Genomic DNA, 19,409 nt, shown 5'->3' on the forward strand with positions numbered 1-19,409 from the left:
CGAATCATTTTTCAATGACTTACGGAATCGCGCTCAGAAATTGATTCCGGTGCGCAGCTCGGCGACTGGAGTTCGACTTCAGGTCGTAGACGGTGGAAGATGGCCGTTTCGCCAGGGCGTGGAAGCGGCGGGAGCATCGAGTGCTCGCCGCCGCGCTCTCCGAGGTCCGCCGCCTGCTCTCAAGGAAAGCGTTGGCGACAATAGTCCTATCGACTCTTAAACGGAATCCGTTTCGGCCAATGGAAAGCCCTCTGTAACCATTTCGTCGCACTCGATTTATCCACACCATGGCGGCGAAAGGCGAGAGTGCCCTGAGATCAATCAGTTAGCCTGCGGATACCCTGTGGATAGACAGTGGAAAGGATGTGGGTAGAGCTTGCCCCATCGAAAGCGGGAAGAAAGGCGTCACTTGCGAGGCATTTGCGAATCCGCTCAGATACTGTTCTCGGACGATGGCCCCGCCGCAACGTCGCCATCTCCGAACAAGGGCGCTCCGACGTGATGTCGAGAAGCGCCCTTTTCATTTGCAGGAATGAGGAGCCGTTGCCTATGGTCTCAGTCGCCTTCACCGATGTATGTGAGGACGGGACTGCCGCCTGCCGTCACCTCTCGGACAAGCCTCATCTTCTCCAAATCAGAAATGACACCCCGAGAGAGACGACGGTCTCCGACCAGCCACGTACTGCCGACTTTCCGTTGGTGACGAAACCGTCGGATCGCAGTGACTGCATCGCGCTGCGTCTTCGTCAACGCAGCCTCGACTGCCCTTCCTTTCTGTATAGTCATGGTCGAACTCCTTGACCCGCGAGCTAGGCAGCGATGCGCCTGGCGGCCTTGTCGACGAGCTTCCGATTGTCTCCGTGCTCCTCGATGATCGTCTGTGCGTCCTCGACGGAGATCCTGTGTTTCTTCGCTAGCGTGATTGCGTCGTAAGGTTTTTCGGACGCAGGTGCGCCCTTGGCGTCAGTCATGATGTTCTCCTGTGCTTCTGTGGTGATGCAGCGCTATCAATGGCCCTCTCGAAGGGACTGCTGCCGCTTGGATGAGATATGGTGGTTCTGCGGACGGAATTCCATAGCCGCCCCTCATCGGTAACACTCTTGAGTCAGCTCGAACGGCATTGGCGCGGGAATGTTCAACGGCTCGTTGATGTGTTCTCGTCGCCGACCGGATATTCTTGGAGATCGCCTAGAGCGGGAACAATCCCAGCGTGTCCAGTGTTTACGGTAGCTGGGCCGCGAATGCTGTCATTTTAGGTCCGGGTCGAAGTCATTTGATTCGTAGAAACTCGGAGAAAACGCATGAGTACCCTTTTGATTATTGTCGTGTTAATCCTCGTGCTAGGCGGCGGCGGCGGCTACTATGCTCACGGCCGTTATGGAGGCCGCGGGCTCGGCGGCGTCCTCGGTCTGATTGTCGTCGTCTTGATCGTTCTCTGGCTGTTGGGTGGGCTCCATGGAGGCGCCGTAGCTCCTGTGTGACATACGCGGCGGAGGGGGGGCCGACTGTCCTCAGAAAAAATATGAAACCGTGGGTCTCCTACCCACGGTTTTTTTTGCAAACGTAAGCCACGGAAAGCGCCGTAACAGTTATAACTTCGTGTGGAAACGGTGGGAACACCTGCATAGAAGGGAAATCCGTCGATGGTGACACCATCGACGGAATATTTTGCCCACGGATTACGCGAACGGGCCGCGGCCCATCAGGAGGACATCCTCTTCATCGTCGCGCTGGCGACCGCCAAGAGCTGCAGCGCCACTAGCAATAAAGGCACCGATGAGAAGTGAGATCGATCCGACAAGCGCCGTCGTAGCTGCGGCCTTTCTTGCCTTGTCAGCAGCAGTCTGCGCGGCAACCTTAGCGTCGTCGATTTGCTTGAGGACCGCGTCTACCCGAGTACGGGCGTCCGCCTCTGACAATCCGCTCCGAGCGGCAACGATGCTCGCGATGTAGGTCCTGTCGCCTTCCGGAATCTCGCCCTTCGCGGCGTCGTTCAACAGAATTCTCGAAATCTCGGCCGAAGCCGCGCCGTCGTCCCTTGAAGCATTCGTGCTGACGCGCTCAGGCCGCAGAAGGGCATCTGTGAAATAGGAAGTCGCGAGATCGGGTTGTGTCGAAGTGGTGGACGCCGCTGTAGTCGCTCCAGCCGCCGTTGCCGCAGCACCTGCAGCACTTGCGCCTGCGCCTGCCAGCGAGGTTAGAGACGAAGCCAGAAAACCCACCACGAAAACCGTCGATATGGCCCAGCTGATGAAGCCGTGGGCAGTGTCTCGGAAGAAGACTTCGTCAGTATGGGTGGCTGCCCATTTCGTCCGGAGTCGTCCAGTCAAGTAACCGCCGAGCGCCGAAGAGAGCCATTGAACGACGACAAGCCAAATCGCGGCTGTAATGCCTACGGTGGCCGCGGAGCTGCTCTCCCCAGACCAGGGCGAGACCATCGTCAGGCCAACACCAGAGCCAAGAAGTAAGAGAATGAGCGTGACCCCGATGGCCGCGAAAGCGCCCCCCAAAATCGGGCCCCATGAGATGGCGGATCTGGAGGATTCGACGGGAATACCTCCCTGTGTTTCCAAAAGAGACATCTTTGACCCTTATCTTACGAAGAGAGCGAGAAGAATTATGATCGGCAGGGGAACACCGAGAAGCCAGAGTAGAATGCCGCGACCCATGATGAAAACTCCTTTTGAAATGAATATCTTGCGAGCATGAAACGAGGGAGTTGCACAATGGTTCCAGAGCTTTATTCGGGTTGAGTTGAAGCCGGGACTTGGCTTGCCAGTACATTAAAACCTCGCGGCCTTATGACGATCAGTTTGTAACGACGTCAGCCGTCCGTTGGGTTGCCACCTTGCGTGACCATATCGCTTGCGGCGGGGCGCGCCGGTGGGGCTCACGCAGCAACCAAGCCGATCTGAACTGTTTGATTAAGCAGCTGTAGAGGCGATCAACTCAAGTAACTTGAACCCGAAGCTGGCTTGGCGACAAAACGCTTCCGGACATGTCTACGTCGGTAAAATGAGTGCCGATTTCGTCGTTCCTCACAAAACCAAGGCTTGTCGGCATTCCCCGCTGGTTCCAAAGGCTCCCAATGATATTTCAACCGACGCTCCGTCAGTGACCCTAGATTGATAGGCCCGGTAAATTGAATGTCATTCTATTGTTCTGGCATAAGTGTCACGATCTGAATATAAGGACACTTCACACCGATTTGAGGCACGTCCATGTTATCCGATATAAACACCAAGAGGCACGGTATTGAGAAGATCCTCGCACGGCTCCTAGAACAGTCTAGGGGCGCGGCGGCGCTGCCGAAGAAGACGTCTCACCAATCTGCACTATCAACTCATTTGAACCGGCTTTCTGGCCTAATAAACGGACATGTGTCCGATGACGTGATTCAAGAAAAATCAAATGCCAGATCGGTGTCGGACTTGGTTGAAATGCTAAATCGTCTAGCAGCCAAATCGAGCTGAACGATAGTTTGGACACAACGTCCATGCGTCTTGAAGTTGTTCGACGTAGCATTAGCTTCTCCTTAACAATTCAAGGGGAGCAGCAATGTCCATTGGAGTTGGCCGAGTATTCTCGACTGAAGTGGGCGTAGATTTGCCGGGCGAGCCGGGCATCTACACCTGGGATATACGGTCTAATCTCGTGTTTGCTGACGGCGCTGTCGCTCGTCTTTTTGGTGTCGACCCAGGTGACGCCAAACACGGCTTACCCCTTGATTCCTACCTTGACAAAGTTCATCCCGAGGACCGGCCAGCACTGGCAAAAGCGATAACAGATACGATCGTGGCGGACATCCCGCAGCAGCAAGTTTACCGGGTTCGTAGTTTTGAACACACCTATCAAGCCGTCGCGGCCTTCGGCAGAGCGTTTCATACGCGAGACGGTACACTGGTGGCATATTCAGGCATGGTGATCATCGCAGAGAATGAACAGCAGGATGCCAATCACTGAAGCCGCCAACCCTTGAACTATAGGGTCGGGGAGCAAGCACCTGGCTTTGGATCAAGGCCAGTTGGCGATGGTGGATTACTGGGCGTTGCTGCTATCGGTCTCCAACGGGCGTCCTGACACCGCCCGTCCTTCCGCTTGCTAGCGGCCTTGCGACCCGCTCCATGGCTGCGCTCTGAGGACGGCAGGCTTCAGTCTCAGACGGATGCACAGAGGCTCGCGTCGGGGCTTCGAATTCGAATGATCAGTCATACGGCCACTCTTAAATCAATGACCGTCCAATTTAAGGTGAAATGCCGTCTATCTTTAATCTAACAAACGTCCGATCTTGACTAACATCACTTTTGGCCCCCCGGATCCTCTTCAGATCGATGCGGATGCCGGCATCATCGGGCTTGATCGGCGTTCCTCCGGCATGTCGGAGGGTGCATTATCCTCGGCTTTGTCAGCATCTTCGGCGTCCACCTCCGAGCGCTGCGCGACCGGGCCCCGGATCCTCAGCTTAAAACACGCTCTCACCCTCGAACTTGCCGGTCCGCCAGGCGTGGATCGCGTCATCGAACAGCTGCGGGAACACGTCGCTCGTCGGATTTTCATATCACTTCGCGATGCGGAAGATCTTGGCGACATCGCGGCGCCCATCGGGCGGACTACCTTGCGAAATCACCAAAGATCAGACACGCCCAATTTGCTCCAGCGGACTACAGCGGTCGGGCGACAGGTTCACCTAATCGCCCAGTTTTATCGGGCGGCCGTAAAGACACGGCACACCGGAATGGCACATCGATATTCTGAAGGTGAAAAGCCGGAATTTTAATTGACGATGGAGGACGCTCCAGGCGGAGCTGGAACGTCCGAATTTGTTCAGTTAGAATTCCTACACTTGGCGCATGCCCCCGTCGACACACAGCTCAGCGCCGGCGATATAGCTCGCCTCGTCGCTCAGCAAGAACAGCGTTGCCGCTGCAATTTCAGCTGGACGTGCCATCCGTCCCAAGGGTATGGGCGCGATCAAGGCCTCGCGGACGTCCTCAGGCACCGCTGCCATCATCTCAGTATCAGTAGGCCCAGGAGCGACGACATTTACCCGTATACCCCTGCTGGCCAGTTCGGCCGTCCATGTCCTCGCATAGGATCGAAGCGCAGCTTTTGTCGCGGCGTACGTGCCGTAGGCCGGGATGCCAGCGACATCCGCGATTGAACCTATGAGCACGGCTGAGCTCCCTTCTTGCATTGCCGGCAAAGCTGCCTGTAAAGCGAAAACCGTCCCTCGTACGTTGACGTCGAAGTGACGGTCGAAATGTTCAACCGTTTCCTCGCTAATTTGGGCGGGCTCTGAAATTCCGGCGTTTAGGACGAGCGCATCGATACGTCCATTCGCCTGCTGAACTTGGGCCACGACGTTTACCATGTCTTCTGGAGAACTTGCGTTTGCCGCGATGCCCACTACCTTATCGCCGATTTCGGCGGCAGCCTTTTCGACATCGTCAATCCGACGGCTAGTGATGAAGACAGTCGCTCCCTCGGCAGCCAGCCGGTTCGCGATCGCCAAACCAATTCCCTTTGCGCCGCCTACGACGAGCGCGACTTTGTCCTGCATACGGGCCATTATACGTCCTGCCTTCCTATTGATGGTCGGAAGATGATATACGTCGTAAATCTGATATCAATTACGCACCTTGAGTAGCTTAGATATGGACCAGTATACCGACCTCGAAACCCTTTCTCAGTGCGCTCTCAACAACATGACCGTTGTGCGTCCTGTTCTCGACAAGATCGCCGACAAGTGGACAATCTTGATCCTCACTGTGATCTGCCCGAAACCTTCGCGTTTCAACGAGATCAAACGGCGTCTGAACGGAATCACCCACAAGGCGCTTGCCGATGCATTGAAGCGGCTCGAGCGGAACGGCCTTGTGACAAGGACCGTATTGTCAACGCAACCGATCGGCGTCGAGTATGCGATTACGCCGCTTGGCCATTCGCTCCGCGAGCCGTTCGAAGCGCTTTGCGCATGGTCGCTCGAAAATGGGCCTCACATCGAGGCTGCGTCTGTACGCTACGACAAGGCGGCCAAGGGCTAAGCCACCTCGGCCGTTGAGATAGGCCGTCGGGTGTCGCCCAAGTGGCCATGGGAGTGGCTGCTCAAAACCCTACCGCGGATAGCGCGGAAGGGTACGGAGCTTTGCCAACTTTCTCGGTCGAACTCATCGAGTGGACATATACTGTCGCGCAATTCCAGCAACTCGCGCCCCGTATAGACGTGCGGTTTCAAGATCGCCGACCGACATCTCCTCGGGGGGCGCGTCGGCGTCAGATTGCGCCATCGGGCCGATATACGATCCCATCCGATTTACATCGTCTCGTAGCGACGCCTTGATGTTTGATGGCTTGATAGCCAGGCTGACCCAGGAACCACCGTGTTGCCCCGCCAGAAGAACGAAGTATTGCAGCGTGTTTAGCTTGTCACCGTTGAGGCTGGCGCTGTTCGTGAATCCACCGAAAATCTTGTCTTGCCATTTTGCGGAGAACCATGGCTTCGAAGATGCATCGGCGAATCTCTTAAACTGCCAGCTTGGTCCGCCCATGTAGGTCGGTGCGCCGAAAATGATGGCATCGGCCGCATCGAGCGCCGCCCATCCGTGTTCCGACAAGTTACCCTCGGCATCAATGGCGTGGAGCGCTGCTCCGGCTCCCTTGGCGACCGCCTCAGCCATGCGGTGGGTATGGCCGTAGCCAGAATGATAAACGACGACGATACTTGAAGGTGAGTGGATGGTCATGCCTGGCTCCTTTAGCCGTGCTTTTGCGCCTCGCCGACGGAAGTCGGCGCGGTTTCGAAGTGTTTCTGTTTGATGGTGGTTGAGGTTAAAGGCTTGTCGCCGAGGTTATGAGACCTGGACAGTAATCGCGATCATGAGCAGAAGTAGGAAGACTGCCGGCGCCCGGGTGTGACGGAAGTCACGTGCTCGGACGACAGCGAAGATTGCGGCGATCATAATGCATGATCCTAGCGCAGCGCCGATCGCAAATGTCGGACGGAGGACGAGGAGAATGGCTGTCGTGAATTCCAGCAAAGCGGTAACCCAGCACCACCACCATGGAAATCCGTACCGGACGAATTCATCGCGGATTGTCTTAAGGGCGGTGGCGTTGACGATGCTGCCCACGAGAAATGCCGCAGCGGCCGCGAGTGTCGCCGCATCGCCCGGTGAAAACGATATGAGGTAGGACATTTGGAAAGACCCTTCGGTTTAATCGCCCAGTTACTATAGCGATGAACTTAAATCTAGCGATGCTAGATTGTCAACCATTGCCCTGATTAATTAGGGTCACTAAAGTCTCTCGTGCATGGATCGAGGGCGAAAGAATGGGTATCAGCGAGCGAAAAGAGCGTGAGAGACTGGAACGGGAACAGCGGATCGTCGCCGCGGCGCGAACGCTGGCGCAACGTGATGGTTGGGCTTCCGTCACCGTACGACGCCTTGCACAAGAGATCGAATACAGTCAGCCGGTCCTGTACGCCCATTTTGAAAATCGCGACGCGATCGTCGGCGCGGTCGCGCTCGAGGGCTTTGCGGAGTTAGGCCCGACGTTGCGGGCCTCTGTCCGCGACGGCGCACCTCCGATAGACGCACTCCGAGACGTTGCGACGGCCTATCTCGTATTCGCTTTCGAAAGGCCAGCTCTGTACGAAGCCATGTTCGTCCTGCCGAGTGGCCTTCGATTCGCCAAGTCCGATACGCCCAAAGTGCTGCGAGATACATTTGGCGCTATGATGGTCGTCGTGGAACCGTTTTGCTCTGACCCCGAGGTCGCGACAGAATATTTCTGGGCAGCTTTACACGGATTGGCAGAGCTTGAACGCCACGGTCGAATAAGGGCCTCGCACCGCGCCGAGCGGGTGAGGCTCATTGTTGCAATGTTTGCGACAGGTGACTGACCTTAACCCGCGGCTCCCGAGCGGAGCGAGGCGGGGAGCCTAACAGCTCGGCTATCGCCAAGAGGAGCTGTCATTCCCAGACCCACGGCCAAACACATAACCAACCACGAATGCCAGTGCGCCCACGCCGAGAAAAAGACTGGTGGCTGTGTGCGGGTGATCGACCGCGCCCGCCGCGACGGCGCTCGTCTCCCGCTTCACGGCATCTAATGCGTCACTGGCGACCTTACGGACGCCGGTAGCAGGTTCTGACGGAGCCCCAGTGAATCCAACCTTTAGGTCTTCAGACATTTCAGTTCCTCCATGTTCGTGTCTTGCAGGAACAGTTTGGCCGCCAGGATGTTCCCCGCTGTCAGTCTCTGGGTGTTCGTCGAGATTGGGAGCGGGCGGCGGCCCGTCCTTTGCCGAATGCCACCATAGAGCTGGACGTGCCCCAATCTCGGCGGCGGACAACCCACATCCTTAGCCTCGCAGACTGTGATAGCCGCGCATGTTCTTCGACGCCCAATTTTTACCAGCTGCTCGCGCCAGTCGCTTTCCGCGCAAGAACCACCAAGCTGATGCGCGGTCAAGCGCCTAGGCATCAATGTATTCCATGATCGCCCTCAGCTTGCCGTCCTCGACGGTAACGTCGAAAACCCAGATCAGCGAACGATTTGCTTGTGGAAATGAGTGGCAAAGAACATATCAGGAATCGCAGCGGCCACTTAATGAACGACTGGGGGTCGTACAGCGCCTGACGGTGCTCTCAATTTCGTTCTAGAGAGAAAGCCCCAGCAAAAACCGGAGCCTGCAATAGGGGATAGAGCGCTGACTGAAAGACGCAGTTCCAAGAGCATCGCAGCGCTCATGCCTAGCTTCGTTCCCTTACCGCCGGGTGATCTCCGGGCATCCGCGACGGTTGGCAAACTGCATGCGCTCCGGGCCGCGACGGGTATACCCCTGAATGACGATGCTTCGGGGCGTGACGCGCAGGATCTGCGCACGACGAAGGCCCTCACCACGGGCAATGTCAAGCGCGTCGTCCGGATCGCATCCTCGGTCTCGTCTGCGATCATATCGGTCATCGTCACGATTAGGGTCATAAATCCCGACACCGCCAGGTCCGACTCGCAATTCCATGTCCTGTGCCCCGGCGATAACCGGAGCAACCGTCAGGCCGCTCATTGCAGCGAGCCCGATCAGTATAAACTTGATGGTTCTGTGCATTTCGATGTTCTCCGTTTGATCATCTGAAACATTGGGAGAGAGTAATTGTTCCAGCGGGCAGGCGCAGCAGCGGCTGGAGCGCGAGCTTTCAGACATGAGGGCGAGGGCAGGCGGCCCATGTCGCCTCCTTAAGCATTGCTCTTTGTACGGTAAAAGACAGTCGGTTGTTCTGTATTTTCAAGTCATTAGGTTCCCTTGCATCGAGTCGGATTCACTCCGAACGCTGTGGGGACGAGAATGCCGACTGACGAGCGTCAATACCGGAACGAATTGCTAAAAAGCCTCGACACAAGCGACCTCACGCTTCTCGCTCCCCATCTCGAATTCGTGACGCTGGACATTCCCTATCAGATCGAAAAAGCCCACGCGCCGGTCGATTACGTCGTCTTTTTGGAATCAGGACTGGCGTCGATCGTCGCCAGACTACCGGGCGGGCGGGATATAGACGTGGGGATTGCCGGGCGTGAAGGCATGACCGGTGCTGCGATTGTGCTTGGTGGCGAGCAATCGCCGAATACGACCTTCATGCAGGTATCAGGTACTGGGTATCGTATCACATCCACAAAACTACAGGAGGTTATCGATACCAGTGCAACGCTGCGCGGTAAACTGCTTGCCTACATTCAGGCATTTCTGGCGCAAATGTCCTCGACCGTCCTTGCCAACGCCCATGCCAAGCTTGAGGAGCGTCTCGCGCGCTGGCTTCTCATGGTTCACGACAGGATGGATGGCAACGCGATTTCGCTAACCCATGAATTTCTGGCGATCATGCTCGGCGTGCGGCGCCCCGGGGTTACGGTTGCGGTTCATATCCTGGAGGGCAAGGGGTTCATCCGCGCCAATCGCGGCAAGATTATTGTCGTCAACCGGCTTGGCCTGATGGACGAAGCCAAGGGCTCCTACGGAGCAGCGGAGGATGAATATCATCGGCTTATGGGTGTGAAAATTCGCAAGACGTCCTAGCGTCCCCAATCATTTCTGAAGATACCATGCCGGAGACGAAAGCCCGGGGCGACAAAATCAGTAACTCTCGTCTTCACCGGGCTGCACGTCCACCGCCGGCCCGGTTTTCTCCTGAGCTCGCCCAGGGCCGATGCGCGGCGCCAATCCTATGTCCTCAAGCATTTGGGCCTTTTCAGCTTGCGAGAATTCTTCCATGGCGCTGATAAGCTCTTTACGCCCGCCGCGGCGATAGATTTCAGTCAGCTCACTTAACTTCATGTGTGTCTCGCAAATGGGTTCTGTTCGCGCGCTATAATCAACCCTGGAGGCAAATGTTCCGTGATGGCGTGCGGATTACCTCCACGCCCGTCCGATGTTCCATCAAAGCATTTCGCGGGCGAAGAAGGCTGCAACGGTCGAAATCGGGATCGTGATGATGCTGATCAACCCCCAGAGCGCGAACCCTGAACTTGGTCCGTTGAAACAGAAGGCGTTCAGAAGCGCGTTCCAACGAATTATCCAGGGCAACGATAGTCCAATCGAAATTCCAATCAGCCATACCATCACATGTCCTCCTCCAGGAGCCTGATGACAAAGGGCCGAGAAGAGGAATTCGTTCCAGCATCGCGCGAGCGAATGATTAAAAAGCTCGCCACGACATACAGGTAAGTCCCACGAAATGCTCCCGGGTGGTCCGCCAGGTCGCATCAGCGCGGATAATTAATCACAAAAGGTGAACGGCGTCGCGTGACGCAAGCGTGACAACAGCACCAAAACAGGTTCCTGCTCACTCCTCGTCTTGCAGATATTCAACCTCTTGCTCGACGTTGATGAAGAACTCATCGATCATCCACATCCCAGCGAAGGTGAAGAGCATGATGGCGACGATCCAAGATAATCGTAGGCGAGACGGCAGCGTTTCCATTGTCTGAGCATGCTAAAGGTCGGATTTTCTCACAATTTGCCAATATGGATTACGCCTGCACAGCTACACTGCAGGATGATTATCTCTCCCGTTCAAATGACGGCGAGCCGTTTTCGCTTTTCGCGAAAAACGACTCTCCGCGCTGGGGGCAAGTCGCGAGAGTAGCTCGCGGATCTCCGGTGGTTGGACGGCTGGAACACGGACTGCGACCAACAGGCGGGTGGTTCGAAAGATGGGGTATTCCAGTCCGATGCAGCGACCATCGCCTCCGCGGACATCGGCCAATATCTGAGGAGGGGCCGGTCCAGCTTCACCCAAGGTTCGCTCGTGCGAGCTGGTGGACGAACATTTCGACTACCTCCCAACGGTCATCCGTGAGACGCTTGCGAAGGCGACCGGCCGGTGGAAGAGGGAATGAGCCAGAGCCATTCGATCGATGATCTTGATCAGCCCCAGAGCCTGCCGGGCAGCCGGTAACAGCAGCGTCAACGAGATCGGGCTCTATAACGCCGGACGCGCGCTACCTCGTGGTGTGCGCCCGATTTTGGGGAACTGACCTGCCCTGAAGGTCAAACGTCATTGTTGGGCTCTCCTCGTTTCGCCTGCATGCGCCTCGCTACTAGAGCTGGGTATTGTTTGCTTTGTCTATCTCGTCGAGAATCTGCGGGCGCAAACTGGCGTGCTCTGCTCAAACCCCGACGGAGATCGTGTCGAAGTCGGCGGTCGGAAGACGCCCGGCCGCCATCTCCCAAGTGGCGTTCGCGCCTCTTCCAACGCGGCCCTGTTCCGTTTCGAACACGTAGCTCGCCCCCCGGACCGGACGCCTTAGTGGTCGGGTGTTAGGAAATGATAGGGCGGCTGGTTCGTGTCGTCTGTGCGTATGCAGGATCGGCGGCGAAGGACTGGTTTAGCACCACCAGGTCAAAGGTGAGATAAAGTTTGTTAGGCGCGATGGAACTTAGGGACGACGCCGGACTTCCTTCCCCACAAAGGAGAACGGAAATGCCAGACCCTAAAAATTCCCCCGCGGCACGATCGATGGAAATCGAGCAGGAAGCCCAGCGCAAACGAGCTTCGAAGGGCGATCTCGAGACTGGGCTTGAAGACACGTTCCCCGCGTCGGATCCGGTTTCCGCCACGCACACCACCGTGCCCTCCGGTCGAACAGACACTGACGCTGCCGACCGCGTAAAGCAGACGCCGGAAGGTGAGGATGACTATGCGCTGGTCGACCAGGCGCTCCGATCGACGGGCGAAGGTCGTCCTGCGTTCGACGGTGTCCGCGCCGGGAGAGATGGCGTTCGCGCTCTTGGACGGGACGTTGATCGCCTGGGCGACACCGCAAGCGAAATCGCCTCGGGAGCCAAGTTGCTCGCCAAGTCCGAAGTCCGCGGTTACGTGCAGGACATCGAGGCGCGGATCCGCGAGCGTCCCATCGCAGCGGTCGCAATCGTCGCTGCGCTCGCCTTCGTATTCGGAGCGACGCGCTGACGAAGCCGACCCACTCGATGAGACTATAGTCGGCACTGGTCGACGATCTGCCGATGGTTCACCGGACAGACTCAAACGCTCCATCGGGGGATTTTTTGAAAATTGCCACGTACAATGTGAACGGCGTCTTGGGCCGATTGCCTGTCCTCCTAAAATGGCTGAAGGAGGACAGGCCCGACGTTGTCTGCCTTCAGGAACTGAAGACCGCCGATGATAAATTCCCACGAGAGGAGCTTGAGAAAGCCGGGTACGGCGCGGTTTGGAACGGGCAGAAGAGCTGGAATGGCGTCGCGATCCTGACGCGAGGTCAGAAGCCCCATCTTACCAGAAAGGGGCTGCCAGGCGATCCGAGCGACGCGCACAGCCGCTATATCGAAGCCGCCGTCGACGGCATCCTCATCGGGGCGCTCTATCTGCCGAACGGGAATCCCGCCCCCGGCCCGAAGTGGGACTACAAACTCGCGTGGTTTCGACGACTTCAGGAATACGCCGCGGAGCTGCTCGAACTGGAGGTGCCAGTCGTGCTGGCCGGTGACTACAACGTCATGCCGGCGGATATCGACGTCTACAAGCCGGAGCGGTGGCTGGACGACGCGCTGTTCCGGCCGGAAGTCCGCCGGGCCTATGCGGATCTCGTAGCACAGGGGTGGACCGATGCCGTCCGGCATCTGCATCCGCATGAGCGCATCTACACCTTCTGGAAATACTGGAGGAACTCGTTCGAGCGCGACGCCGGCTTGCGGATCGACCACTTCCTGCTCAGCCCGGCCATCGCCTCGTCACTCCAATCGGCAGAAGTGCGCAGGAAGCCTCGGGGCTGGGAACACACGAGCGATCATGCGCCCGTCATGATCGAGCTTGATCTGGCAGCCCTGGTGCACGGCTGATGGCAGCGCAGAACACACCTCTACAGACACCTGACGGCCGATACATCATTGTGCGCGGCCGGCTCTGGCGAAAGACGAACCCAAGCCTTCCCGAAGAAACGCGCACTCGCTTGGTGGCGGAGCTGATGGCTGCTCGAAGGGCGGTAAAGGAAGCCGGCGACGACGATGTGCGGCTGCGTGCGGTGCGCAAGGCCATCGATGCTGCGAAGATTGCGCTCGGCGAGCGGGGGCCGGTGTGGTGGGATGACGGCACGCCTGATCTCAATCGTCACATGGCAAAGACGACGTCTTATGCGGCTTGGCATCGACGAATGACAGGCGGCCGTCAATAACGGTCGAAAAAATCGGATCGACCTTGTCGGCAACGGCCCCCTTCATACGTCTAGTTATCATGTCACGTGAATAAGCGGAGCAAGGGAGAGACATAATATGAGCGAGTTGAGGTCCGCAACGGAACTGGCAGCGAAGCGCGTCAGCAGATTTCCGAACGAAACCGCCGAATACGCCGCGGCGAGAACGGCTCTCCTTGCGGAAGAGATCGAAGCCCGGCGATATCTTACCAAACTGGCAGAACAGCGCATGCGGCTTCCTCCTGGCCCTGTCGTCGAGAAAGACTATCGTTTCAAGGACGAAAATGGCCGCGAGCTGGCTTTGGCCGACCTGTTCGGAAAGCATCACACCTTGGTGACCTATTTTTGGATGTTCGGTCCGCAGCGCGAGAGGCCTTGCCCCATGTGCACGAACTTCCTAGGCGGCGCGAATGGGAACGGCGCCGACGTGAAGCAACGGGTTGCGTTCAAGATCCTTGGGCGCAGCCCGGTCGAGAGGCAGCGGGCGTTTGCGATGGAGCGCGGCTGGCACGACCTCGATTTCATAGAGACCGTCGGCGACGATTATGCCAGAGACCTCGGACTGCTCGACGACAAGGGCTATGAGTATCCGGCATTCACCGTTTACCAGAAGCACGGAAACACGGTTCGCGTTTTTTACAACGGCGAGATGCCTGCCGATGCCGCTGATCCCGGGCAGGATCCGCGAGGCGCTGTCGATATCGCACCCCTCTGGAATATACTGGACATGACGCCGGCCGGACGCGGCACGGACTGGTACCCGAAGCTCAACTATTGATCTGGCGGCTTCGACAGTCGGCGTAGGTGGCGCCGCCACGCCGGCGCGCCGGTGGACTAACTGCCAGAGCGTCCGTCGTTGAAAGAGCACGTCTTCTTTCGATATGCGCGCTTCCCTCAAAAGAGATCTTCAAGCTCCTCCAATCAGGCAAAGTCGGAAGCTGTCAAATTGCGATGGAGGCCGATCAGTTGGCTGCGAGGCGCGAAAGGCCGCCGGCCGGCGCGAGTTGCCCCAAAATGTAAACGAATTCCTTCAATCAGCCAAAGTGATTCAAGGGTCGGCAGCGGCCGATTGAAAACATCATGCTCAATGACCGCAATTGGCGCGAAGGGAAGACCGCAGTCGGCCATTGTGGACCTCTTCCTCGCAAATGTCAGAGATGGACCGTCTCTCCGTTGGCAATCACTCGATGCGTTTGACTTTGACGACTTGGCGGCACTGTGCGACTGTCGTTGGCCAGGACCGGCGTCGACGCAAAAATGCTCGTCGAGAGATTTGAGTCCTCGCGCGGCGAAAGATATCCCCATGCGGATTGTCATTTTCGTGCCCACGGACGTGCATTCACTGGAACTTGCCGGGCTCATGGACGTGTTCGCCGAAGCAAACGCCCGTGTTGGCAAGAACTTCTATGACGTTGCCATCACAGCAGAAGAAGCTGGCTCGATCCTTTGCGCATCAGGGCTCAGGGTTCTGCCCGATTGCACTTTCGATGCGTATCCAGGTGACCCAGACACGTTGCTCGTAGCCGGGAGCGCCGGCGTTCCCCGTTCCCCGGGGAGACAGGTTATCGACTGGTTGACCAATACCGTCCCCGAGACCCGGCGCTACGGCTCCGTATGCACAGGGGCATTCCTGCTCGGCGAAGCCGGTTTACTCGCAGGCCGACGTGTCACCACTCACTGGCAGTTCGCGTCCTTGCTTGGCGAGCGCTTCCCTGAGGCGCAGGTGGAAAGCGATCGTGTTTTTGTCCGAGACGGTGCGATGATCACGTCGGCCGGGTCCAGCGCCGCAATCGATCTCGGGCTTTCTCTCGTTGAAGAGGACCTCGGCCGCGAGGTGGCGCTTTACGTTGCCCGGCGGCTTGTCGTGTTCCTGAAGCGACCAGGTGACCAATCGCAGTTCAGCGTGCATCTGGCGGCGCAGGCAAGCGACCGCAGCCGTCTACACAAAGTCCAGGAATACATTCTGAACCATGCTACAGCGAACCTTTCGGTCACGGCCTTGGCGAAAATCGCGGCGATGAGCGCACGGAACTTCACGCGCGTCTTTTCGCAGGAGGTTGGGATAACGCCATCCGACTATGTCGACCTGACGCGTATCGATGTCGCACGCTTCCTCTTAGAAGGGAGCCGGCTGTCGATCACGTTGATCGCAGAAAGATGCGGTTTTGGATCGGCAAGTGCGATGCGCCGCGCCTTCCTATCGCATGTCGGAGTGACGCCGTCTGATTACCGCGATCGCTTCCGAACGTCTGGCGAAGGAGCAAGATCGAGTTTGTCCGAAAACGGCTGATGGTTGTCCTGGAACCGCCTCGGCTGCGGGTTGCCCCAGCTGGGGTCGGAGTCAATGTTTATGTAATGGCAGACATCGAGAAGCTCCAACAGGTGGACTTTATAAAGCGCGCGCCGGGCCTTGCGTCCATTTCCTCAAGTGCGTGGTGTCCGTGAGCGGCGGCAGGCAAATGTTCGGCACTAAAAAGAGGCCCCGCCGGGCTGCGCCCGCTCGTGCTAGTTGCTCCGCAACTTCGCCATCCCAGCAACCCTTCGCGTCCACGCTACACAATTCGGATCACAAACAAATCTCTTTTGTCGTCACCGCTTGGGGCTTCGCCGAAAAGGTATTGGAGGTGACGTCACTTTGATACACGTGACGAAGCTTCTTAACGCTCTCAAGGGTCTGCCAACCCTGATCGCGCGAGTGGCATCCCACCCAGCCGACGCGAACGGAAGTGCTTTGAGTGGTGCGCAGGGGCAAGACCGCCACTGGACGAAGCTGTCAGCGCACAGTCGTTAGCTATATTCGGACGGCCATGAGGAGCTTGGAGCGTTACAACGCATGCAGGCTGTGGCGAGGACGTTTTGCTTCGACGTCACCTGATGTTTCGTCCCGCCAATCGGCGCGATCTCCGATCGGCGTTACTGTTCTAGTCCCGGCGACCCCGTGGTTCGCGCGTTGGCGATCTACCACCGGAAAACCCTCCCGATGAATATGTCTGCCGAATGAGCCGCGGTGCGACTGAAAGCCTTCATGCCGCGCCGTTCGGACCCGTCGTGGTGCCACGGCATCTCGAGTGGGAGCTCGAGCCTGGGATTTTACCAGTAAATCTCGGTAAACAGCCGCCGTGGGAGGTTTTGGCTCAACGCCGCAATTTCGATTGCGATGGTGTCGCGCTGTGGACATCCGTCTATGTCAGATTGACGTCGCGGGCTCTCTTTTTGAAGAGCCGGCTGTCAATCATATCGATCGCATAAGAAGTGGTTTTGGATTGCAACAAGCGATGCGCTCGCCTTCGTTTTGAGTGTCGGATTGACACCGTCTGACCACAGGGATCGCCTCCGGACATCTGGCGAAGGTGCAAGACCGAGTTTGTCCGAAAGCGGTTGATGGTTGTCCTGAGACGGCCCCGGCTGCACGTTGCCCCGCCTCGGGTCACAGTCCATGTTTCTGTCATGGAAGAAGTTGAGAAACTCAAACAGCCGGACTTCATGAGGCGTGCGCGGGGCACGGCCGACAATGGGCCTCTGAGCGCTGACGCCGTCAGGTCCATTCTTCCGACACTTGTCGAGGAAATGACGGACGGGATCGCCATCGCAAAGCGTTTAGGTGCCAATTCGCCGTTGCTCTACGTAAACAGGGCCTTCGAACATCTGACTGGATACTCTCGAACCGAGGTTATCGGCAAAGACTGCCGCTACCTGCAAGGCAATGAGCGTGAGCAACCCGAGATCGCTCGCATTCGCGCTGCGATCGGGGCGGCCGAGCCAGTGGACGAAACGTTGCAAAACTATCGAAAGGACGGTTCGGCCTTCTGGAATAGTCTTAGTCTTAGGCCCGCCTGGGTTGGGGACGAACTGTTCTACGTCGGAATACTGCGCGATGTATCAGCGCTTCGCCAAGCGCATATAGCGCTGGATCGTGTCGCAAACCTCGACGGGACCACGGGCTGCTTGAACCGTCAATCATTTATCCAAGCTACCGAGGGACGCTTCGCAACCAATGCCGAGACGATCCTTCTGGTTGTGAAGCTGGATGTTGTCAGCTTTCATGATCTCAACACCGGATACGGTTTCGACGTCGGGGATGCTCTGCTCTGTGAAACCGGGCGGCGGCTGCGTGACATGGGCGCTGCACTAGTGGGTCGGATGGGCGCGAACGAGTTCGCCCTCGCCTTCGAGCTCCAGGATGAACCAAGTGCAGACCCGACGGTAAAGCTGGTTTCCGCGTCGCTCGCAGCGGACTTCGTGGTGGCAGGTGCCAGTGTCTCACTGCGCTTCTCCATCGGATATGCCGTAGGCAGGCCAGTGGGCAGTGCCATTTCATTGATCCGGAACGCCGGTACTGCCCTTCGGGCAGCCAAATCTGATCCGTTGGGTGGTCCGCGGCGGTTTCGCGAGTCCGACCACGAGCAAGCCAGCCGACGCGTCAGGATGACACGTGAGTTGAAGGTCGCGGTCGCGAACGACGAATTCGTGTATCACTTCCAGCCCCAGGTAGACCTAATCACCGGTGAGTGGCTCGGCGCGGAAGCCTTGATTCGCTGGAACCATCCCCTGTTCGGCAGCCAACTCCCCGGCGGCTTCATTGAGACCGCTGAGCGATCAGGTCTGTTACTTGATCTGACCGAACGGAGCCTGACCACCGTTGCGACGTTCGCCCGGCGGATCAACGCGCACCGCGACAAGGCACTTCGCTTTTCCGTGAACGTGTCGGCCGGGGAATTTCTCCAGCATGACATGGCTGAAATGCTGAACCGCGTCCTGCATCTGACCAGTGCTGAACCGGAGTGGCTGACCCTCGAGATTACCGAAAGCATGTTCCTTAGCGATACGCCCGGCGTCATGGACGCATTCCAGCAGCTGCGACAGATTGGAGTCGGTCTCTCAGTTGACGACTTTGGCACTGGCTATTCGAACCTGCGCTCCCTTGAGACGTTCCCAGTTACCGAAATCAAGATAGACCGAACGTTTGTCAGCGAACTCGCAACCAGACCCGCCAGGCGGGTGATCGTCCGCGCTGTTATCGAGCTGGGACGCGCCCTTGGCCTGACGGTGGTCGCGGAGGGCGTGGAGACGGAAGTACAGCGTGCAACGCTTGGCGAAATGGGCTGTCGGGTCGGCCAAGGCTACCTATTCGGAATCCCAACCGACGCAGAAAGCTTCGCAATTAACCTGGCACGGATGGGGAGCGAAGCAATGGACGCACCTGCACGTGCGTTACCAGTATCTGTCCATAAATGAATTGGATTCTGGACATGAACAGGCATTACTTAACAAAGATTGCTCCAGTAGATGCCAGAAAACACAAGCGCTTCAAATGCAAAGCCGCTGTGCGGCTTGCTTACAAAAAAACTCTCAAGCAGCCGATTTCATCGTGTCGTGCCGTTATGTTGGAGGTCTCGCAGGGAGGAGCGCTAATCAGCGTCTCTGCAGAAATACCTGAACACTTTTACATCGTGATTGGCAACTTCGAGTACTCCATCGGTTGTGCCGTAAAACGAAGAGAAGAGAGTCTTCTCGCAGTCGAGTTCATAAAGGAACAACCTCGACACATTGTTGAAGCCTTCGCTCTCCTGAGATTTCCGCTGGCACCGTTATTCAGTTTGAAGGGCCTTTTGCGAAATGAGCTGGTACAACCAGTTGGTAGCGCTCTGCAGTGGGAGTCGCCGGCTGAATAATCTTGATGTTCTCGGATCGGGGTATAGTCG

22 protein-coding genes and 1 pseudogene are annotated in these 19,409 nt (G+C 57.5%); 12 read left to right on the forward strand and 11 right to left on the reverse strand.

The genetic code is table 11. The annotated features are described in order from the left end of the window. Nucleotides 1-809: 809 nt before the first annotated feature. A complete protein-coding gene (locus AB4Z25_RS13715) occupies nucleotides 810-971 on the reverse strand; it encodes a hypothetical protein (RefSeq protein WP_310295772.1) in 162 nt (53 codons plus the stop codon). Between the two features lie 330 nt (nucleotides 972-1,301). Between AB4Z25_RS13715 and AB4Z25_RS13720 the strand changes: the two genes are divergently transcribed. Then, complete coding sequence (locus AB4Z25_RS13720; RefSeq protein WP_112390487.1) at nucleotides 1,302-1,481, forward strand: DUF3309 family protein; 180 nt, start codon at nucleotides 1,302-1,304, stop codon at nucleotides 1,479-1,481. A 198-nt stretch (nucleotides 1,482-1,679) separates the two neighbouring features. Here AB4Z25_RS13720 and AB4Z25_RS13725 read toward each other — a convergent pair whose 3' ends face one another. Next, nucleotides 1,680-2,582 carry a hypothetical protein gene (locus AB4Z25_RS13725; RefSeq protein ID WP_442208231.1) on the reverse strand — a complete coding sequence of 301 codons (903 nt, stop codon included), beginning with the start codon at nucleotides 2,580-2,582 and terminating at the stop codon, nucleotides 1,680-1,682. A gap of 976 nt (nucleotides 2,583-3,558) precedes the next feature. Here AB4Z25_RS13725 and AB4Z25_RS13730 point away from each other — a divergent pair. Beyond that, nucleotides 3,559-3,963, forward strand: a complete 405-nt coding sequence (locus AB4Z25_RS13730) for a PAS domain-containing protein (protein WP_112390489.1) — start codon at nucleotides 3,559-3,561, stop codon at nucleotides 3,961-3,963. Nucleotides 3,964-4,462: 499 nt separating this feature from the next. Here the strand turns inward: AB4Z25_RS13730 and AB4Z25_RS13735 are convergent. Both AB4Z25_RS13735 and AB4Z25_RS13740 read right to left on the reverse strand, forming a co-directional pair. Then, nucleotides 4,463-4,546 (reverse strand): annotated as a pseudogene (locus AB4Z25_RS13735) (conjugal transfer protein TraH); the annotation flags it as partial. A 291-nt stretch (nucleotides 4,547-4,837) separates the two neighbouring features. Further along, nucleotides 4,838-5,569: an SDR family oxidoreductase gene (locus tag AB4Z25_RS13740; RefSeq protein ID WP_112390490.1), complete on the reverse strand. Its 732-nt coding sequence runs from the start codon at nucleotides 5,567-5,569 to the stop codon at nucleotides 4,838-4,840. Nucleotides 5,570-5,654: 85 nt separating this feature from the next. On the opposite strand from AB4Z25_RS13740, the gene AB4Z25_RS13745 reads away from it, so the two are divergent. Beyond that, nucleotides 5,655-6,044, forward strand: a complete 390-nt coding sequence (locus AB4Z25_RS13745) for a winged helix-turn-helix transcriptional regulator (protein WP_112390491.1) — start codon at nucleotides 5,655-5,657, stop codon at nucleotides 6,042-6,044. Nucleotides 6,045-6,167: 123 nt separating this feature from the next. Here the strand turns inward: AB4Z25_RS13745 and AB4Z25_RS13750 are convergent, their stop codons facing one another. Together AB4Z25_RS13750 and AB4Z25_RS13755 are read right to left on the reverse strand one after the other, a co-directional pair. Beyond that, nucleotides 6,168-6,743: a flavodoxin family protein gene (locus AB4Z25_RS13750; protein WP_112538316.1), complete on the reverse strand. Its 576-nt coding sequence runs from the start codon at nucleotides 6,741-6,743 to the stop codon at nucleotides 6,168-6,170. A gap of 105 nt (nucleotides 6,744-6,848) precedes the next feature. Further along, nucleotides 6,849-7,196, reverse strand: a complete 348-nt coding sequence (locus tag AB4Z25_RS13755) for a DoxX family protein (RefSeq protein WP_112390493.1) — start codon at nucleotides 7,194-7,196, stop codon at nucleotides 6,849-6,851. Nucleotides 7,197-7,330: 134 nt separating this feature from the next. On the opposite strand from AB4Z25_RS13755, the gene AB4Z25_RS13760 reads away from it, so the two are divergent. Beyond that, entirely contained in the window at nucleotides 7,331-7,903 is a 573-nt protein-coding gene (locus AB4Z25_RS13760; protein ID WP_112390494.1) for a TetR/AcrR family transcriptional regulator, read from the forward strand. 867 nt (nucleotides 7,904-8,770) lie between these two features. Here the strand turns inward: AB4Z25_RS13760 and AB4Z25_RS13765 are convergent. Further along, nucleotides 8,771-9,112 carry a hypothetical protein gene (locus AB4Z25_RS13765; protein WP_112390497.1) on the reverse strand — a complete coding sequence of 114 codons (342 nt, stop codon included), beginning with the start codon at nucleotides 9,110-9,112 and terminating at the stop codon, nucleotides 8,771-8,773. Nucleotides 9,113-9,349: 237 nt separating this feature from the next. Here AB4Z25_RS13765 and AB4Z25_RS13770 point away from each other — a divergent pair, with 237 nt between their 5' ends. Then, the gene (locus AB4Z25_RS13770; protein ID WP_112390498.1) at nucleotides 9,350-10,075 is read left to right on the forward strand and encodes a Crp/Fnr family transcriptional regulator; all 726 of its coding nucleotides are present in this window, start codon (nucleotides 9,350-9,352) and stop codon (nucleotides 10,073-10,075) included. Between the two features lie 57 nt (nucleotides 10,076-10,132). Here AB4Z25_RS13770 and AB4Z25_RS13775 read toward each other — a convergent pair whose 3' ends face one another. The 3 genes from AB4Z25_RS13775 to AB4Z25_RS13785 all read right to left on the reverse strand — a co-directional run bounded on the left by AB4Z25_RS13775 (nucleotide 10,133) and on the right by AB4Z25_RS13785 (nucleotide 10,979). After that, nucleotides 10,133-10,333 (reverse strand): hypothetical protein, encoded by a 201-nt coding sequence (locus AB4Z25_RS13775; RefSeq protein WP_112390499.1) that lies wholly within the window; start codon nucleotides 10,331-10,333, stop codon nucleotides 10,133-10,135. Between the two features lie 102 nt (nucleotides 10,334-10,435). After that, entirely contained in the window at nucleotides 10,436-10,618 is a 183-nt protein-coding gene (locus AB4Z25_RS13780) for a hypothetical protein (protein ID WP_112598156.1), read from the reverse strand. Between the two features lie 223 nt (nucleotides 10,619-10,841). After that, the gene (locus AB4Z25_RS13785; protein WP_162702750.1) at nucleotides 10,842-10,979 is read right to left on the reverse strand and encodes a hypothetical protein; all 138 of its coding nucleotides are present in this window, start codon (nucleotides 10,977-10,979) and stop codon (nucleotides 10,842-10,844) included. Between the two features lie 1,002 nt (nucleotides 10,980-11,981). On the opposite strand from AB4Z25_RS13785, the gene AB4Z25_RS13790 reads away from it, so the two are divergent. The 4 genes from AB4Z25_RS13790 (at nucleotide 11,982) to AB4Z25_RS13805 (ending at nucleotide 14,485) form a co-directional block, all read left to right on the forward strand. Continuing rightward, nucleotides 11,982-12,470, forward strand: a complete 489-nt coding sequence (locus tag AB4Z25_RS13790; protein ID WP_442208232.1) for a hypothetical protein — start codon at nucleotides 11,982-11,984, stop codon at nucleotides 12,468-12,470. 95 nt (nucleotides 12,471-12,565) lie between these two features. Continuing rightward, the gene (gene xth / locus AB4Z25_RS13795) at nucleotides 12,566-13,357 is read left to right on the forward strand and encodes an exodeoxyribonuclease III (RefSeq protein WP_112390522.1); all 792 of its coding nucleotides are present in this window, start codon (nucleotides 12,566-12,568) and stop codon (nucleotides 13,355-13,357) included. After that, the gene (locus tag AB4Z25_RS13800) at nucleotides 13,357-13,689 is read left to right on the forward strand and encodes a hypothetical protein (protein WP_112390503.1); all 333 of its coding nucleotides are present in this window, start codon (nucleotides 13,357-13,359) and stop codon (nucleotides 13,687-13,689) included. The genes xth and AB4Z25_RS13800 overlap by 1 nt, the downstream gene beginning before the upstream one ends. Before the next feature lie 97 nt (nucleotides 13,690-13,786). Continuing rightward, nucleotides 13,787-14,485: a DUF899 family protein gene (locus AB4Z25_RS13805; protein WP_442208233.1), complete on the forward strand. Its 699-nt coding sequence runs from the start codon at nucleotides 13,787-13,789 to the stop codon at nucleotides 14,483-14,485. 143 nt (nucleotides 14,486-14,628) lie between these two features. Here the strand turns inward: AB4Z25_RS13805 and AB4Z25_RS13810 are convergent, their stop codons facing one another. Next, nucleotides 14,629-14,835 carry a hypothetical protein gene (locus AB4Z25_RS13810; protein ID WP_442208234.1) on the reverse strand — a complete coding sequence of 69 codons (207 nt, stop codon included), beginning with the start codon at nucleotides 14,833-14,835 and terminating at the stop codon, nucleotides 14,629-14,631. Between the two features lie 175 nt (nucleotides 14,836-15,010). Here AB4Z25_RS13810 and AB4Z25_RS13815 point away from each other — a divergent pair, with 175 nt between their 5' ends. The 3 genes from AB4Z25_RS13815 to AB4Z25_RS13825 all read left to right on the forward strand — a co-directional run bounded on the left by AB4Z25_RS13815 (nucleotide 15,011) and on the right by AB4Z25_RS13825 (nucleotide 19,379). Then, nucleotides 15,011-15,997, forward strand: coding sequence for a GlxA family transcriptional regulator (locus tag AB4Z25_RS13815; protein ID WP_442208235.1), 987 nt, complete (start codon nucleotides 15,011-15,013; stop codon nucleotides 15,995-15,997). Between the two features lie 1,157 nt (nucleotides 15,998-17,154). Continuing rightward, a complete protein-coding gene (locus AB4Z25_RS13820) occupies nucleotides 17,155-18,942 on the forward strand; it encodes a putative bifunctional diguanylate cyclase/phosphodiesterase (RefSeq protein ID WP_442208236.1) in 1,788 nt (595 codons plus the stop codon). A 14-nt stretch (nucleotides 18,943-18,956) separates the two neighbouring features. Then, nucleotides 18,957-19,379, forward strand: coding sequence for a PilZ domain-containing protein (locus AB4Z25_RS13825; protein WP_148194359.1), 423 nt, complete (start codon nucleotides 18,957-18,959; stop codon nucleotides 19,377-19,379). Nucleotides 19,380-19,409: the final 30 nt, after the last annotated feature.

Origin of the sequence: Rhizobium sp. RAF36, from assembly GCF_052114105.1 — a bacterium.
Taxonomy (GTDB): domain Bacteria; phylum Pseudomonadota; class Alphaproteobacteria; order Rhizobiales; family Rhizobiaceae; genus Rhizobium.

What these genes read in the sequence shown, in the direction of transcription:
- AB4Z25_RS13715 (WP_310295772.1), bottom strand. Translation starts at nt 971, where the DNA reads ATGACTGACGCCAAGGGCGCACCTGCGTCCGAAAAACCTTACGACGCA.
- AB4Z25_RS13720 (WP_112390487.1), top strand. Translation starts at nt 1,302, where the DNA reads ATGAGTACCCTTTTGATTATTGTCGTGTTAATCCTCGTGCTAGGCGGC.
- AB4Z25_RS13725 (WP_442208231.1), bottom strand. Translation starts at nt 2,582, where the DNA reads ATGTCTCTTTTGGAAACACAGGGAGGTATTCCCGTCGAATCCTCCAGA.
- AB4Z25_RS13730 (WP_112390489.1), top strand. Translation starts at nt 3,559, where the DNA reads ATGTCCATTGGAGTTGGCCGAGTATTCTCGACTGAAGTGGGCGTAGAT.
- AB4Z25_RS13740 (WP_112390490.1), bottom strand. Translation starts at nt 5,569, where the DNA reads ATGGCCCGTATGCAGGACAAAGTCGCGCTCGTCGTAGGCGGCGCAAAG.
- AB4Z25_RS13745 (WP_112390491.1), top strand. Translation starts at nt 5,655, where the DNA reads ATGGACCAGTATACCGACCTCGAAACCCTTTCTCAGTGCGCTCTCAAC.
- AB4Z25_RS13750 (WP_112538316.1), bottom strand. Translation starts at nt 6,743, where the DNA reads ATGACCATCCACTCACCTTCAAGTATCGTCGTCGTTTATCATTCTGGC.
- AB4Z25_RS13755 (WP_112390493.1), bottom strand. Translation starts at nt 7,196, where the DNA reads ATGTCCTACCTCATATCGTTTTCACCGGGCGATGCGGCGACACTCGCG.
- AB4Z25_RS13760 (WP_112390494.1), top strand. Translation starts at nt 7,331, where the DNA reads ATGGGTATCAGCGAGCGAAAAGAGCGTGAGAGACTGGAACGGGAACAG.
- AB4Z25_RS13765 (WP_112390497.1), bottom strand. Translation starts at nt 9,112, where the DNA reads ATGCACAGAACCATCAAGTTTATACTGATCGGGCTCGCTGCAATGAGC.
- AB4Z25_RS13770 (WP_112390498.1), top strand. Translation starts at nt 9,350, where the DNA reads ATGCCGACTGACGAGCGTCAATACCGGAACGAATTGCTAAAAAGCCTC.
- AB4Z25_RS13775 (WP_112390499.1), bottom strand. Translation starts at nt 10,333, where the DNA reads ATGAAGTTAAGTGAGCTGACTGAAATCTATCGCCGCGGCGGGCGTAAA.
- AB4Z25_RS13780 (WP_112598156.1), bottom strand. Translation starts at nt 10,618, where the DNA reads ATGGTATGGCTGATTGGAATTTCGATTGGACTATCGTTGCCCTGGATA.
- AB4Z25_RS13785 (WP_162702750.1), bottom strand. Translation starts at nt 10,979, where the DNA reads ATGGAAACGCTGCCGTCTCGCCTACGATTATCTTGGATCGTCGCCATC.
- AB4Z25_RS13790 (WP_442208232.1), top strand. Translation starts at nt 11,982, where the DNA reads ATGCCAGACCCTAAAAATTCCCCCGCGGCACGATCGATGGAAATCGAG.
- AB4Z25_RS13800 (WP_112390503.1), top strand. Translation starts at nt 13,357, where the DNA reads ATGGCAGCGCAGAACACACCTCTACAGACACCTGACGGCCGATACATC.
- AB4Z25_RS13805 (WP_442208233.1), top strand. Translation starts at nt 13,787, where the DNA reads ATGAGCGAGTTGAGGTCCGCAACGGAACTGGCAGCGAAGCGCGTCAGC.
- AB4Z25_RS13810 (WP_442208234.1), bottom strand. Translation starts at nt 14,835, where the DNA reads ATGGCCGACTGCGGTCTTCCCTTCGCGCCAATTGCGGTCATTGAGCAT.
- AB4Z25_RS13815 (WP_442208235.1), top strand. Translation starts at nt 15,011, where the DNA reads ATGCGGATTGTCATTTTCGTGCCCACGGACGTGCATTCACTGGAACTT.
- AB4Z25_RS13820 (WP_442208236.1), top strand. Translation starts at nt 17,155, where the DNA reads ATGGAAGAAGTTGAGAAACTCAAACAGCCGGACTTCATGAGGCGTGCG.
- AB4Z25_RS13825 (WP_148194359.1), top strand. Translation starts at nt 18,957, where the DNA reads ATGAACAGGCATTACTTAACAAAGATTGCTCCAGTAGATGCCAGAAAA.